Raw genomic sequence first — 14857 nt, forward strand, 5'->3', positions numbered from 1 at the left:
TTAGCGCTTGAGGTGCGCCTTCACGCCGCCGCGCAGTGCGTTGCTGATGAGCAAGTCTTGCGCTTTCGATAAGTCGTCGGGCGTCAGCGTGCGCTCGGCGGCGCCGAGTTCTTCGATAAGCACCGCGCGCATCACGCCCGGCAGCACGCCGGCGTCGATCGGCGGCGTGAACCATGTGCCGTCGATCCGCACGAAGACGCTCGAACGCCCGCCTTCGGTCAGCTCGCCGCGTTCGTTGACGAACAGCATGTCGAACGCGCCCTCGGCTTCGGCCGCTTTCCATGCGCGGTCGTAGTCGGCGCGGCGCGTGGTTTTGTGTCTGAGCAGCGGATCGACGGATGATTGCGGCGCGAAGCCGCGCTCCGACGCCAGCAATACATCGACGGTATCGGACGGCAACGCGCCGAGCGGCGCGCTCGTGATCGCGATGCGCCCATCCTTGTTCAGCGCGATTCTCAATCGATACGGCTTGCCCGCGTCGAACGCCGCGCACTGCGCTTCGACCTGCGTTGCCAGCGCACGCTCGTCAAAGCCAAAACCGAGATACGCCGCGCTGCCCCTCAGCCGCGCGACGTGACGCGCATAGTGGCGAACGCCTTCATCGCGCGTCGCAAAGGCCGTCTCGAAGAGTTCGAAGCCCGGGTCCGCGCCGGTCAGGAAGCGTGCTTTCAACAGACACTCCTCGTATTCGTCGGCGGCGACGCTATCGAGCACGATGCCCGCGCCGATGCCCAGCACGCCGCGCGTCTTCGATGCATCGACGACGAGCGTGCGAATCGCCACCGACATGCAGAAGTCGCCGTTCGCATCGAGCCAGCCGATCGCACCCGTATAGAGACCGCGCGGCGTGCTCTCGATCTCGTCGATCAACTGCATCGTGCGGTACTTCGGCGCGCCGGTGATCGAGCCGCACGGAAACAGCGCGCGCACGATTCCCGCGAACGACGTGCCGGGCATCACGCGCGCTTCGATGGTCGAGGTCATCTGCCACACCGACGCGTAAGGTTCGACCGAGAACAGCGCCGGCACGCTGACGGAACCCGTGGCCGCCACGCGCGACATGTCGTTGCGCAGCAAGTCGACGATCATCACGTTTTCGGCGCGGTTCTTCGGATCGTTGCGGAGCGCTTCGGGATCGGACTCGCGCGGCGCGGTGCCTTTCATCGGCCGCGCGCGCAAGAGATCGCCTTTCTTCTCGACGAACAATTCCGGCGAGCACGACACGACCGATCTGCCATCCGGCAACGCGATGAACGCGCCGTAATGCACGGCCTGCCGTTCGCGTAAACACCGGTAGAGCGCGAGCGGGGCGCCGAACATGTCAAAGTTCAGTCGATACGTGTAGTTGATCTGATACGACTCGCCCTCTCTCAGCGCTTCCTGAACGGCGCCGATGGCGTGGTCGAACTCGTCGCGCGTGACGCTCGATTCGATGCCCGCGATGCCCGCAACGTCTTCGATGTTCCGCGACGCGAGCCACGCACTCGCCTCTTCGCGCGACAACGGCGCGCACGAGCGAAACATCAGCACGCGCAACGCGTGATCGTCGCCGCGCCCGATTTTCCCGAACTGCAGATTGCGTCCGAACTCGTAGTCCGCCACGACGACCGCATGCAGCCCGCTTTGCAGATCGCGCTCGATATCGCCGCACACCGCTTCGAGCGCATGGCTGTCCACGCACACGCGTTCGTGCGCGAAGTCCGTGTACAAACGACTCGACCGCCTTTCGGCGGTCGCATCGCAATCGTCGAGCAGCGCGAACACCGCGCTGCGCTCTTCGGTTTTCATCGTCATGACCGCACGACGTACAACGCATTCAACCGCATCAGTCGAAGAAGCTCTTCACGCGGTCGAACCAGCTCTTGCTCTGCGGACTGTGCCGCGCGCCGCCCTGCTCCAGCGACTTCTCGAACTGCTTCAGCAGATCGCGCTGCTGTTCGGTGAGCTTGACCGGCGTTTCCACCTGCACGTGCACGTACAAATCCCCGGCGATGCTCGAGCGCAGGCCCTTGATGCCCTTGCCGCGCAGACGGAAAGTCTTGCCCGACTGCGTGCCTTCCGGCACCGTGAAGCTGGCGCGTCCGGCAAGCGTAGGCACTTCGATCTCGCCGCCGAGCGCCGCCGTGGTGAACGGAATCGGCATCTGGCAATGCAGGTCGTCGCCGTCGCGCTCGAACACCGAGTGCTGCTTGATGTGGATCTCCACATACAGGTCGCCGCTCGGACCGCCGTTGATGCCCGGCTCGCCATTGCCCGCCGAGCGGATGCGCATGCCGTCGTCGATGCCCGCCGGAATCTTCACTTCCAGCGTCTTCGTTTCCTTCACCTTGCCCGCGCCGTGGCAGTTCGCGCACGGCTCGGGAATGTAGCTGCCGCTGCCGTGACACTTCGGGCACGTCTGCTGGATGCTGAAGAAGCCCTGCGACATGCGCACCTGGCCCTGACCGTGACAGGTCGGGCAGGTTTCGGGCTTGGTGCCCGGCTTCGCGCCCGAGCCATGACAGACATTGCAGTTCGTCCAGTTCGGCACGCGAATCTGCGTGTCGTAGCCGTGCGCCGCCTGCTCGAGCGTGATTTCCATGCTGTAGCGCAAGTCCGCGCCGCGATACACCTGCGGACCACCGCGACCGCCGCGCGCCGCGCCGCCCGCCGCCTGTCCGAAGATGTCGCCGAAGATATCGCCGAAGGCATCGGCGAAACCGCCGAACCCTTGCGCACCCGCGCCCGCCATGTTCGGATCCACGCCCGCGTGACCGTACTGATCGTATGCGGCGCGCTTTTGCTGGTCGGAGAGCATTTCGTAGGCTTCCTTCGCCTCCTTGAAATTCTCTTCCGCCTTCTTGTTGTCCGGATTGCGGTCAGGGTGATACTTCATCGCGAGCTTGCGATACGCCTTCTTGATCTCGTCGTCGCTCGCGTTTTTCGCGACGCCCAGAATGTCGTAGTAATCCCGTTTCGCCATGTCGGTTCGATGCCGCCGCGCGTCACGCGACGGTTCCTCTCAAATGCTGCGGATCGAATGATCCGCGCTTGACACTCCGACGCCCCGCCCGAATGCGAATTCGAGCGAAACGCCTCAAAAAACAACGTGCCCGGAGAGCCGCGAAGCTCGCCAGGCGCGTTACACGTAAGACGCGTCGCGCGTCCCGGTCATCACCGAAAAGGCGCGTGGATGTCGCCATCCGCGCGCCTTTTTTCGGCTTAGTCCTTCTTCACTTCCTTGAAGTCGGCGTCGACGACATCGTCGTGCTGCTGGCTCGCGCCCGCTTCCGCCGATGCGCCCGCGCCTGCCGCGCCCGCGGCCGCGCCCGCCGCGCCTTGCTGCGCCTGCATGTCGGCGTACATCTTCTCGCCCATCTTCTGCGAGGCTTGCGCCAGCGCTTCGACCTTCGCTTCGATCGTGGCCTTGTCGCTCGCGTTGTCCTTCAGCGCGTCTTCGAGGTCCTTCAGCGCGGCTTCGATCTTCTCCTTCTCCGAAGCGTCGACCTTGTCGCCGTATTCGGCGACGGCCTTCTTCGTGCTATGAACCAGCGCGTCGCCCTGATTGCGCGCGTCGGCCAGCTCACGCAGCTTGTGATCTTCCTCGGCGTTGGCTTCGGCGTCCTTCACCATCTTGTCGATTTCCGCGTCGGTCAGACCCGAGTTCGCCTTGATGGTGATCTTGTTTTCCTTGCCCGTCGCCTTGTCCTTCGCGCCGACGTGCAGAATGCCGTTCGCGTCGATGTCGAAGGTCACTTCGATCTGCGGCGTGCCGCGCGGTGCCGGCGGAATGCCTTCGAGGTTGAATTCGCCGAGCAGCTTGTTGCCCGCGGCCATTTCACGCTCGCCCTGGAACACCTTGATCGTCACGGCGCCCTGGTTGTCGTCCGCCGTCGAATACACTTGCGCGTGCTTCGTCGGGATCGTGGTGTTCTTGTTGATCATCTTCGTCATCACGCCGCCGAGCGTCTCGATGCCGAGCGAGAGCGGGGTGACGTCGAGCAGCAGCACGTCCTTGCGGTCGCCCGACAGAACCTGGCCCTGAATCGCGGCGCCCACGGCCACGGCTTCGTCCGGGTTCACGTCACGGCGCGGGTCCTTGCCGAAGAACTCCTTCACCTTCTCCTGCACCTTCGGCATGCGCGTCATGCCGCCGACGAGGATCACGTCGTCAATTTCGCCGACCTTCACGCCCGCATCCTTGATCGCGATGCGGCACGGTTCGATCGTGCGTTCGATGAGCTCTTCGACGAGCGCTTCGAGCTTGGCGCGGGTGAACTTGAGGTTCAGGTGCTTCGGACCCGACGCGTCCGCCGTGATGTACGGCAGATTGATGTCGGTCTGCGCGGTCGACGACAGTTCGATCTTCGCCTTTTCGGCGGCTTCCTTCAGGCGTTGCAGCGCGAGCACGTCCTTCGACAGGTCGACGCCCTGCTCCTTCTTGAACTCGCCGATGATGTAATCGATGATGCGCTGGTCGAAGTCTTCACCGCCCAAGAACGTGTCGCCGTTCGTCGACAGCACTTCGAACTGCATCTCGCCATCCACGTCCGCGATTTCGATGATGGAAATGTCGAACGTGCCGCCGCCCAGGTCGAACACCGCGATCTTGCGGTCGCCCTTTTCGGCCTTATCGAGACCGAACGCGAGCGCGGCTGCCGTCGGCTCGTTGATGATGCGCTTCACTTCCAGACCGGCGATGCGGCCCGCGTCCTTGGTTGCCTGACGCTGGCTGTCGTTGAAGTACGCCGGAACCGTGATGACGGCTTCCGTCACCGGCTCGCCGAGGTAGTCTTCAGCGGTCTTCTTCATCTTGCGCAGCACTTCGGCGGAAACCTGCGAAGGCGCGAGCTTCGAGCCGTGCGCTTCGACCCATGCGTCGCCGTTGTCGTGCTTGACGATCTTGTAGGGCATCAGGCCGATGTCCTTCTGCACTTCCTTTTCGTCGAAGCGGCGGCCGATCAGGCGCTTGACCGCGTACAGCGTGTTGCGCGGATTGGTGACCGACTGGCGCTTGGCGGGTGCGCCGACGAGGATCTCGTTGTCATCCATGTACGCGATGATCGACGGCGTGGTGCGCGCGCCTTCCGAGTTTTCGATGACCTTGACCTGATTGCCTTCCATCAGCGCCACGCACGAGTTCGTGGTGCCGAGGTCGATACCGATGATTTTGCCCATTTTTTGTCACTCTCCTGACTTTGATCGCATGGCGTTGCGGCGGGCGGGGTTGCCCCGCGCCGGCTTTTGCCGATTTACCGGGCCGAACGCCCAAAATTCATACCTGTACGCAAGATAAGAGCGCCAGTTTCGATTTCAAGACCCTGCCGACTATGCGGTCTATAACTTTTTTGCGTGGCCTTCGCCACCAGTCCGAACGGCGCGATCTGCACGTTACTTCGGCGCGGCGACAGTCACGAGCGCCGGACGCAGCACGCGGTCGGCGATGACATAACCCTTTTGCAGCACCGTGACGACGGTATTCGGGTCCTGCTCGGCCGGCACCATCGAAATGGCCTGGTGACGATGCGGATCGAATCTTTCGCCGACCGGATTCACCGCGATCACGCGGCCTTTCTCCAGTGCGCCGGTCAACTGCCGCAGCGTCAGTTCGACGCCCTCGCGCACCTTGCCGAGATCCGTCGACTGGTCGGCGAGCGCGGCCTCCAGGCTGTCGAGCACGGGCAGCAAATTCTCGGCGAAGGTTTCGATGGCGAATTTATGCGCCTTCGCGACGTCTTCCTGGCTGCGGCGGCGCACGTTTTCCGTCTCGGCCTTGGCGCGCAGGAAGTCTTCCTGGAGCGCCGTGATCCTGGCCTGCGCCGCGGCGAGCGCGGTCTCGGCCTCGTTCGGCGCCGCCTGCGGCGCGGCGGCCGCGTCTGCCGGTGCGGGTTGAGGCTGCTGAGCCGCGGCGTTGGTCGTGTCTGCGGCCTGGCGCGCGTTATCGTCGGCGGGCGTCGGGTTCTGGCTCGCTGAATTCTCTTGCGTGTTTTCCATGTCGCTGAATGTGTATTGCTGTGAGTTGAGTCGGATGCGAAAAGCGCTGTTCGCGCACGTCGGTCGCGCCGGTTGCGTTTTTCGCACTAGCGGCGGAAATTGGGGCGTCGAGGGCCTTTTCAACCCTCCATGCGGAATTTTTCGGACTTTTTGCCCGCCCGCGATGGTTCGGTAATGGCCAGTAACGGACGCTTCGCCGCACGCACCGTGACAGACGCAAAGTTGAGATTGAGGGAAAGCCCTGAGTCGCCTACACTTCGAAAAAGCACCGCAGGAAGCACGTTTACCCTAATCCTACGAATGCTTCAATCCGCTTTCAGCCCATGCCCGTTTCCTGACCCGGCCGAACTCTGACCGGGCAACCCGCTCTCCGGGGATACCATGAAACTGACCTTTGCTATTGCGGTGGTCGCCCTGGTACTCGTCGCGGGAACGACCACCATCTGCATGTCCGGCGCCGTGACCGACCGTAACACCGAGTACGGCGGGGTCCACGCGACCATGGAAAGCTTCTTCAGTCCGGACCTGAAAATTTGTCGATGACGCGCCGGTCGCGCTTCGTCGGCCTGCCCTGCAAGCCGGCAGCGGGCTCGCGGAAGTTCTTGCGGCGTTCGGCTTCGGCCATGCGCTTCGCGCGCCCTTCCTCCGTTTCGGCGTAAAGCGTCTGCGCGACCGTCGCCGGGCCGCGCACGTCGCAAACGCCCAGCACTTCGACCTGCCAGACGAGCCGCTCGATATCGATCTCGACAATATCGCCGACACGCACCTCTTTCGACGGCTTCACGTTCGCACCGCCGATTTTCACGCGCCCTTTTTCGACCGCGTCGCTCGCGAGCGAACGCGTCTTGAAGAAACGCGCCGCCCACAACCATTTGTCGATGCGCAAACGCGCGCCGGGTTCCGTCGAAATCTTGTAGTTCATCAGCGAATCTTTCCAAAAACCGCTTTCAGGCCACCGCCGTCAGCGGATGCACGGTCTGCACCGGCCATCCCTGCAGATGTTGCGCGGCGATTTCCCCCAGCGCCTTGATCCACGCCGGCGCGGAGTTCAGACACGCGATGCGGTGGAAATGCCTGCCGCCGGCCTTCAGGAACTCGTCGCGGACCTCGATGCCGATTTCCTCGATCGTCTCCAGGCAATCGGCCGTGAAGCCAGGACAGAACACGTCCACGCGCGCGACGCCGCCCGCGCCCAGTTCCGCGACCGTCGGGGCGGTGTACGGCTGAAGCCACTCCGCGCGGCCGAAGCGCGACTGGAACGTCACGCGGCACTCCACCGGTGTAAGGCCGAGCGCGGCCGTGAGCAATGAGCCGGTCAGCTGACACTGGTCGTGATAAGGATCGCCGAGATCCATCGTGCGCTTGGGCACGCCGTGAAAGCTCAGCACGAGCTTGTCGCCGGCGGCGAAGTCCGGCGCGCCGTGATGCCGCCAATAGTCGCGCACCTGCTCCGCGAGCGCGGCGATATATGCCGGATGATCCGCGTAATGGCGGATCGTGCGGATTTCCGGCTGGTTGCGCACGCGCTTCAAGGCGGCGAAAGCGTCGTCGAACGCGGTGGCTGTCGTGGACGACGAATACTGCGGATACATCGGCAGAAGCAGGATGCGGTCGGCGCCTTCGAGCTTCAGCTGATTGAGCATTGCGCCGATGCCAGGCGTGCCGTAACGCATCGCATAGTCGACGATCACGTGATAGTCGTTCGCCGCGAAAAGCCGCCGCAAACCGTCGACCTGTTTTTCCGTGTGCACGCGCAGCGGCGAGCCTTCCGGCATCCACACCTGCGCGTACTTCTTCGCCGACGCCCGGGAGCGAAACGGCAGGATCGCGCCGCGCAGGATGATCTGCCACACGAGCGAAGGAATTTCCACGACGCGCGGATCGGACAAGAACTGCGCGAGATACTTGCGCACCGCTCGCGGCGTGGGCGCGTCCGGCGTGCCGAGATTGATCAGCAGCACCGCGACGCGATGCGAAGCGCTGGGCTGCGACGGCAACTCGAGGTCGAAACGCATAGGGGACGCGGGCCGGAAGAAGATCGTCGGAAAAGGTGAGGACCATTATAGCGGCGCGTTTCCGCATGCATCATTGGCCGAACGGCCTAGTGGCGCGGCCCGGCGTGCCGCGCCAAGATGACGTCACTGATTCACGTCACTGATGACTGAGCGACATCGACAGCAGCCGCGCGGTAATGTCCACGATCGGAATGACGCGGTTGTACGCCATGCGCGTCGGGCCGATCACGCCGAGCGTGCCGACGATCTTTCCGTTGACTTCGTACGGCGCCGTCACGACGCTCATCTCTTCGATCGGCACGAGATTCGATTCTCCGCCTATGAAAATCTGCACGCCTTGAGCGTGACTCGACACATCCAGCAATTGCAGGAGGCTCGTCTTTTGATCGAACAAATCGAAAAGCTTGCGCAGCCGCGCCATGTCGGACGAAAGGTCCGCCACTTCGAGCAGGTTGCGCTCGCCGGAAATGAGCACGGTGTCCGTGGGGTCCGTCTCGGCGGTGCTCGCGACCACGGCCGCCTGCATGAGCACGGTCATGTCGCCGCGCAACTGGTCGATTTCCTCGCGCAGGCGCCGGCGCACTTCGTCGAAGGACAGGCCCGCGAAATGCGCATTGATGTAATTCGACGCCTCGACGAGTTGCGAGGGCGAGTAGTCGCGCTGCGTCGCCATCATGCGGTTCTGGACGTCGCCCTCGGGCGTGACGATGATGAGAAGAATGCGCTTGTCCGACAGCCGCATGAACTCGATCTGCTTGAACATGTGGCTGCGGCGCGGCGTGAGCACGACGCCCGCGAACGACGACAGACTGGACAGCACGCTCGCCGCCGCCGCGACGATCTTCTGCGGTTCCTCGCCTTGCAGGCGGGTCTTGACCGCCGTGGTCATCGCTTCGTCTTCGGGCCCTTCTACAGTCAGCATCGTGTCGACGAAGAGCCGGTAGCCGCGCGGCGTGGGAATGCGGCCCGCCGATGTATGCGGGCTCGCGACGAGGCCGAGCTCCTCGAGGTCCGACATGACGTTGCGGATCGTCGCCGGGCTCAGTTCCAGGCCGGAATGACGTGATAACGTGCGCGAACCGACCGGCTGACCTTCGGCGATGTAGCGCTCGATCAACGTTTTGAGGAGGGTTTGTGCACGTGGATCTAGCATGGGCAAATTCTAGCTCAACGAGTCGGGGGGCGGCGAGGCGCGCCGCGTGCGCCGCGTTCAACGTCCGCTCCATTCTAGCGAGAAACGACGGGCCCGCTCGTGCGATACCGCGCGGCCCTGCGCAAGCACGCGCACAGGCCATCGCCCGCGGTTCTTTTCGCTCTCTGACTATGGTGTAATGCCGGCATGGAAATTGGCCAATTCAAAACCGTCGCGCTCGTGGGGCGCACCAACACGCCAGGCATCGAGTCGCCGATGAAAGCGCTCGCCGATCTCCTCGCAAGCCAGGGCTTCGAGGTCGTGTTCGAGGCCGGCACCGCGAAGGAAGTCGGCGTGACGGACTTTCCGGCGCTGTCCATCGCCGAGATGGGCGCGCGCGCGGACGTCGCGATCGTGCTCGGCGGCGACGGCACGATGCTCGGCATCGGCCGGCAGCTCGCGCCATACAAGACGCCGCTCATCGGCGTGAATCACGGGCGGCTCGGATTCATCACTGACATTCCGCTCAAGGCCATGCGCGAGATCGTGCCGCAAATGCTCGCCGGCCAGTTCGAGCGCGAAGAGCGCAGCCTGCTCGAAGCGCGCATCGTGCGCAACGACAAGCCGATCTACCACGCGCTCGCCTTCAACGACGTCGTCGTGAACCGCAGCGGCTTCTCCGGCATGGCGGAGCTGCGCGTGTCCGTCGACGGCCATTTCATGTACAACCAGCGCTCGGACGGACTGATCGTCGCGACGCCGACCGGCTCGACCGCGTACGCGCTTTCGTCCGCGGGGCCGATCCTGCATCCGCAGTTGCAGGGCTTCGTGCTCGTGCCGATCGCGCCGCATTCGCTGTCGAATCGTCCGATCGTGCTGGCCGACGATTCAAAGGTGACCATTCAGATCATCGGCGGGCGCGACGTGAACGTGAACTTCGACATGCAGTCGTTCACCGCGGTCGAACTGAACGACGCCATCGAAGTGCGGCGCTCGAAGCATACGGTGCCGGTGCTGCATCCGGTCGGCTACAGCACGTACGCGACGCTGCGCAAAAAGCTGCACTGGAACGAGCATCCGTCGCAGGACGCCTCTTCCCTCTGAACTCCCCGAATTTTCCCTCCCCGAAGCGTCCATGCTCCGTCATCTTTCGATTCGAGATTTCGTCATCGTCGCAACACTGGATATCGATTTCGACCCAGGCTTCACGGTCTTTTCGGGTGAAACCGGCGCAGGCAAGTCGATCCTGATCGACGCCCTCGCCCTCACGCTCGGCTCGCGCGGCGACGCGAGCGTCGTGCGCACGGCCCAAGCGCGCGCGGACATCACCGCCGAATTCTCGACGCATCCTCAAGTGACGCGCTGGCTCGAAGAACACGCGCTGACGCAAGACTGCGATTCGGTCATGCTGCGCCGGGTGATCGATTCGGGCGGCCGCTCGCGCGCGTTCATCAACGGCACGCCCGCGACGCTCGCGCAATTGCGCGAAGTGGGCGAGATGCTCGTCGATATTCACGGACAGCACGCGCATCAATTGCTGATGCGGCCGGACGCGCAACGCGAACTCTTCGACACGCACGCGCAACTGCTCGAACCCGCCGCCGCGGTGAATCGCGCGTGGCGCGCGATGCGCGAGGCGCAGCAAGCCGTCGAGACTGCGCAAAGCCGCGATCGCGAACTGCAACTGGAGCGCGAGCGCCTCGCGTGGCAACTCAGCGAATTCGACAAGCTCGCGCCGCAGCCCGGCGAATGGGAAGAAGTGAGCGCGGAGCATCATCGGCTATCGCATTCGGCGAGTCTCATCGACGGCGTGCAGGGTGCGCTCGGCGCGCTCTCCGAATCCGACGAAGCGATGATCTCGCAGCTCGGCGCGATCATCTCGAAGGTGCGCGGTCTCGCCGATATCGATCCGGCGCTTAACGACGTGCTCGCGTCGCTCGAACCCGCGGAAATTCAGTTGCAGGAAGCGTCGTACTCGCTGTCGCATTACGCGCAGCGGCTGGAGCTCGATCCCGACCGTCTCGCGCAGGTCGAACGGCGCATGGACCAGTTGCATTCGACGGCGCGCAAGTTCCGGCTGCCGCCCGAAACGCTGCCCGAGGAGCACGACGCGCGCCGCAAACAGCTCGCCGATCTCGACGCCGCCGCCGATCTCGACGCGCTCAACGCCGCTGCCGAAAAAGCGAAGAACGCCTATCTCGAACAGGCGAAAGTGCTGTCGAAGGCGCGCGCGAAGGCCGCGAAGAGCCTGTCGAAAGCGGTCACGGAAGGCATGCAGGAATTGTCGATGGCGGGCGGAAGCTTCGAAGTCGCGCTCGTGCCGCTCGTCGAAGGCGGCGCGAACGGGCTGGAGCAGATCGAATTCCGCGTCGCGGGTCATGCGGGCGTGGCGAAGAGGCCGCTCGCGAAAGTGGCATCGGGCGGCGAGCTCGCGCGCATCAGCCTCGCGCTCGCCGTGATCGCGAGCACCGCGAGCCCCACGCCCACGCTCATCTTCGACGAAGTGGACACGGGCATCGGCGGCGGCGTCGCGGAAGTGGTCGGGCGTCTGCTGCATCAGCTCGGGCGCGACCGCCAGGTCTTGTGCGTCACGCACTTGCCGCAAGTGGCCGCGCGCGGAGATCAGCACTTCCAGGTCGCGAAGTCTTCCGACGACGCGGGCGGCACCGTCAGCACCGTGACGTCGCTCGACAAGGGCAGGCGCATCGAGGAAGTCGCGCGCATGCTCGGCGGCATCGAGATCACCGCGACCACGCGCAAGCACGCGAAGGAAATGCTGGCGGCCTGAGCCTCAGGCTTCAGACGCTACCGCGAACACCCGCTCCCACAACGCCGTCACCGCGTCGCGTTCGGCCTGAACTTCGGCCGGATCGACGCGCGCCTTTTCCATGCCGTCGAGCCGCAGCGTGTGCTGAAGCTTGCGGTAATGCCGGTACGCCGCGCCGATCGCATCGGCTTCTTCCTCGGCGATCAAACCGCTTCGCGCGGCGATCTTCAGCAGCGTGATATTGCCCGCGTTGCGCAAGAATTCGCGATGCTCGCGCGCGTGCAGCAGCACCCAGTACTGCACGATGAATTCGATATCGACCATGCCGCCGCGATCGTGCTTCAGATCGAAGCGATCGGTGTGGTTCGGATGCCCCGCGAGCACCCGCTCGCGCATCGCGACGATCTCGCGGGCGAGCGCGGCCGCATCGCGCTCCATCACGAGCACGTCGGCGCGAATCGCTTCGAACTGCGCGCCGATATCGGCATCGCCGGCGCTGTAACGCGCGCGCGACAGCGCCTGGTGCTCCCAGACCCACGCGGTGTTCGCCGCGTCGCCCTCGCGAATCTGATAGCGGCGAAACGATGCTAGATCGGTCACGAGCAGCCCGGATTCGCCGTTGGGCCGCAAACGCAGATCGACATCGAACAGCGTGCCCGCGCCGGTCGCGGCCGTGAGCCACGTGATGAGACGGCGCGTGAACATCGCGTAGATATCGGCGGCGGAATCGTGCGGATCGTCGTAGAGAAAGATGAGGTCGAGATCCGACGCGTAGCCCAGCTCCTTGCCGCCAAGCTTCCCATACGCGATGACGGAAAAGCGCGGCGTCTCGCAATGCCGCTTCGGAAACTGCTTCCACACGGTCTGAACCGTGACGTCGAGCACGGCATCGGCGAGCTCGGACAGGCGGTCGCTCACGTGCTCGACGCTCAAATGCCCGGCGAGATCGATCAGCAGAATGCGGAACACTTCGGCCTGATGCGCGTGACGCAGCAGATCCATCTGATGCTCCGCGTCCTCGGCGGCGTCGAGCCGCGCGGTCAGCGAGCGCTTGAACGCAGCCCAGTCGAACGGGCTCGCGATGGCTTCGTCGTCGAGCAGTTCGTCGAGCAACTGCGGATGGCGGATCAGATAGCCCGCCGCCCAGCGCGAACCCGACAGCACCGACAGCACGCGCGCGAGCGCCGCCGGATATTCCGTCAGGAGCGCGAGATACGCGCCCCGCCTGGCTGTGGCTTCCAGCAGATCGAAAAGGCGCGTGATGGTGTCGACACGCCGTGCCGCGTCGATCGACTGCACGGCTTCGAGCCCCCGCTGCGCGACGATATCGAAGCGCTCGCGGCTGCGCGACGGCAAGCCCGCATAGCGCGCCGAATTCCACACGCCCGTCAGACGCGCAAGCACCGGCGCGGGATCGGCGAAGCCGAGTTCCACAAGCCGCGCGGCGAGCTCTTCCTGTGCGGAGTCGTCGGCGAGCGCGCTACTCCAGATCCACGACGCCACCGAATCTTCCGCGACGCCACAGCCGCCCTGCCCGCTGACCTTGTCGGCGAAGATCGCGTCGAACTGCTGCTCGACCAGTTCGCGATGCGCGTCGAGCTTTTTCATCAGCGCGGCATAGTCCGCGAAGCCGAGCGATTTCGCGAGCAGCGCGCGCTCGTCGTCGGCGACGGGCATCGCGTGCGTCTGCGCGTCGTTGCGGTATTGCAGCCGATGCTCGACCGTGCGCAAGAAGAGATAGGCGTCGGACAGCGCATCGCATATGTTCGACGCGAGCAGGCCGTGGGCGGCGGCGCGTTCGAGCACCGCGAGCGTCGGACGAATGCGAAAATCCGCCGCCTGCCCGCCGCGGATCAGTTGAAATACCTGCGCACTGAATTCGATCTCGCGAATGCCGCCGCGCCCGAGCTTGATGTCGTCGGCCTTGTCGGGACGCATCGACGCGCGCCGCTTTGCTTCCTGCCGGATCTGCTGATGCAGCGAGCGGATCGCCGCGATCACGCCGTAGTCGAGATAGCGCCGGTAAATGAACGGCGTCGCGATGGCTTCGAGCTGCTTCACGAGGCGCTTCGCCGAATCGCTGTGCGTCTCCGATACGAGCCGGCCTTTGATCCACGCGTAGCGCTCCCACTCGCGGCCCTGCACGTAAAAATATTCTTCGAGCATGCCGAGGCTGCACACGAGCGGGCCGGAATCGCCATTGGGACGCAGCCGCATGTCGACGCGAAACACGTAGCCGTCTTGCGTGATTTCCGCGAGCGCGCCGATCAGCCGTCTGCCTAGCCGTGTGAAGAATTCCTGCGTCGGCAGCGGCGAGCGCGTGCCGCCCGAGGTTTCGCCATCTTCTTCATAAACGAAGATCAGGTCGATATCCGACGACGCGTTCAGCTCGCGCCCGCCGAGCTTGCCCATGCCGACGACGCCAAGCGTGAGACGTTCGCCGTCCGGTCCGCGCGGCTCGCCGAACAGCGTTTCGAGATCCGCCGACAGCACGGCAAGCGCGCGCTGCACGGTCACTTCGGCGAGATCGGTCATCGCGCCGGTGACTTCGGCGACATCGGCCGCGCCCGCAAGATCGCGCTCCATCACCGTGCAGAAGACGTCGGTTCTCAGGCGGCGCAGCGCGGTCTTCAAAGCGGCTTCGTCGAGCACGCCGTTTTCGGTGCGCGGCGCGCAGTGCGCATCGAGCCGCGCTTCGATCCATGCGCGCGTGATGCGCGATTGCGCCCACTGCGCGACGTACGACGCCAGTTCGGGACGCGCCGCATACGCGCGCGCCGCATAGTTGGAATAGTCGGAACTGAGAAGAGTGGCGTCGGTCATGAAAGATTGGGTTCGCTCATTGCTTCGGGAAACACATAGCAGTTCGCGCAACGCGCCGCGAGTCTTGCCGGGCGCGGCTTAGCGAGCATTTACGAGTGCGCAGGCAGCGGCCGTCCCCGCCATGCCCGTGTTACATTTCAGCGTCAA

Annotated in this window: 11 protein-coding genes; 3 read left to right on the forward strand and 8 right to left on the reverse strand. The window is 64.4% G+C overall.

What is annotated here, in order from left to right:
• The 4 genes from pabB to grpE form a co-directional block, all read right to left on the reverse strand.
• The gene (pabB, locus tag AWB75_RS09225) at nucleotides 1–1788 is read right to left on the reverse strand and encodes an aminodeoxychorismate synthase component I (protein ID WP_061123838.1); all 1788 of its coding nucleotides are present in this window, start codon (nucleotides 1786–1788) and stop codon (nucleotides 1–3) included.
• Nucleotides 1789–1825: 37 nt separating this feature from the next.
• Entirely contained in the window at nucleotides 1826–2962 is a 1137-nt protein-coding gene (gene dnaJ, locus AWB75_RS09230; protein ID WP_061123765.1) for a molecular chaperone DnaJ, read from the reverse strand.
• Nucleotides 2963–3201: 239 nt separating this feature from the next.
• Nucleotides 3202–5157 (reverse strand): molecular chaperone DnaK, encoded by a 1956-nt coding sequence (dnaK, locus tag AWB75_RS09235; RefSeq protein ID WP_061123766.1) that lies wholly within the window; start codon nucleotides 5155–5157, stop codon nucleotides 3202–3204.
• 213 nt (nucleotides 5158–5370) lie between these two features.
• Nucleotides 5371–5973 (reverse strand): nucleotide exchange factor GrpE, encoded by a 603-nt coding sequence (gene grpE, locus AWB75_RS09240; RefSeq protein ID WP_061123767.1) that lies wholly within the window; start codon nucleotides 5971–5973, stop codon nucleotides 5371–5373.
• Between the two features lie 381 nt (nucleotides 5974–6354).
• On the opposite strand from grpE, the gene AWB75_RS38060 reads away from it, so the two are divergent.
• Entirely contained in the window at nucleotides 6355–6516 is a 162-nt protein-coding gene (locus tag AWB75_RS38060) for a hypothetical protein (protein WP_200821986.1), read from the forward strand.
• Here AWB75_RS38060 and AWB75_RS09245 read toward each other — a convergent pair.
• The 3 genes from AWB75_RS09245 to hrcA form a co-directional block, all read right to left on the reverse strand.
• Entirely contained in the window at nucleotides 6488–6895 is a 408-nt protein-coding gene (locus AWB75_RS09245) for an RNA-binding S4 domain-containing protein (protein WP_061123769.1), read from the reverse strand. The genes AWB75_RS38060 and AWB75_RS09245 overlap by 29 nt on opposite strands.
• A gap of 25 nt (nucleotides 6896–6920) precedes the next feature.
• Entirely contained in the window at nucleotides 6921–7988 is a 1068-nt protein-coding gene (gene hemH, locus AWB75_RS09250) for a ferrochelatase (protein WP_061123770.1), read from the reverse strand.
• 136 nt (nucleotides 7989–8124) lie between these two features.
• Nucleotides 8125–9141 carry a heat-inducible transcriptional repressor HrcA gene (gene hrcA, locus AWB75_RS09255; RefSeq protein WP_061123771.1) on the reverse strand — a complete coding sequence of 339 codons (1017 nt, stop codon included), beginning with the start codon at nucleotides 9139–9141 and terminating at the stop codon, nucleotides 8125–8127.
• Between the two features lie 186 nt (nucleotides 9142–9327).
• On the opposite strand from hrcA, the gene AWB75_RS09260 reads away from it, so the two are divergent.
• Both AWB75_RS09260 and recN read left to right on the forward strand, forming a co-directional pair.
• On the forward strand, nucleotides 9328–10224 hold the full coding sequence (locus AWB75_RS09260; RefSeq protein ID WP_061123772.1) for an NAD kinase: 897 nt from the start codon (nucleotides 9328–9330) through the stop codon (nucleotides 10222–10224).
• 31 nt (nucleotides 10225–10255) lie between these two features.
• Nucleotides 10256–11908, forward strand: coding sequence for a DNA repair protein RecN (recN, locus tag AWB75_RS09265; RefSeq protein WP_061123773.1), 1653 nt, complete (start codon nucleotides 10256–10258; stop codon nucleotides 11906–11908).
• 3 nt (nucleotides 11909–11911) lie between these two features.
• On the opposite strand, the gene glnE is transcribed toward recN, so the two are convergent.
• A complete protein-coding gene (gene glnE, locus AWB75_RS09270; RefSeq protein ID WP_456061777.1) occupies nucleotides 11912–14752 on the reverse strand; it encodes a bifunctional [glutamate--ammonia ligase]-adenylyl-L-tyrosine phosphorylase/[glutamate--ammonia-ligase] adenylyltransferase in 2841 nt (946 codons plus the stop codon).
• Between the last annotated feature and the right edge of the window lie 105 nt (nucleotides 14753–14857).

This window comes from Caballeronia catudaia (assembly GCF_001544755.2).
GTDB lineage: Bacteria > Pseudomonadota > Gammaproteobacteria > Burkholderiales > Burkholderiaceae > Caballeronia > Caballeronia catudaia.

What these genes read in the sequence shown, in the direction of transcription:
- pabB (WP_061123838.1), bottom strand. Translation starts at nt 1,788, where the DNA reads ATGAAAACCGAAGAGCGCAGCGCGGTGTTCGCGCTGCTCGACGATTGC.
- dnaJ (WP_061123765.1), bottom strand. Translation starts at nt 2,962, where the DNA reads ATGGCGAAACGGGATTACTACGACATTCTGGGCGTCGCGAAAAACGCG.
- dnaK (WP_061123766.1), bottom strand. Translation starts at nt 5,157, where the DNA reads ATGGGCAAAATCATCGGTATCGACCTCGGCACCACGAACTCGTGCGTG.
- grpE (WP_061123767.1), bottom strand. Translation starts at nt 5,973, where the DNA reads ATGGAAAACACGCAAGAGAATTCAGCGAGCCAGAACCCGACGCCCGCC.
- AWB75_RS38060 (WP_200821986.1), top strand. Translation starts at nt 6,355, where the DNA reads ATGAAACTGACCTTTGCTATTGCGGTGGTCGCCCTGGTACTCGTCGCG.
- AWB75_RS09245 (WP_061123769.1), bottom strand. Translation starts at nt 6,895, where the DNA reads ATGAACTACAAGATTTCGACGGAACCCGGCGCGCGTTTGCGCATCGAC.
- hemH (WP_061123770.1), bottom strand. Translation starts at nt 7,988, where the DNA reads ATGCGTTTCGACCTCGAGTTGCCGTCGCAGCCCAGCGCTTCGCATCGC.
- hrcA (WP_061123771.1), bottom strand. Translation starts at nt 9,141, where the DNA reads ATGCTAGATCCACGTGCACAAACCCTCCTCAAAACGTTGATCGAGCGC.
- AWB75_RS09260 (WP_061123772.1), top strand. Translation starts at nt 9,328, where the DNA reads ATGGAAATTGGCCAATTCAAAACCGTCGCGCTCGTGGGGCGCACCAAC.
- recN (WP_061123773.1), top strand. Translation starts at nt 10,256, where the DNA reads ATGCTCCGTCATCTTTCGATTCGAGATTTCGTCATCGTCGCAACACTG.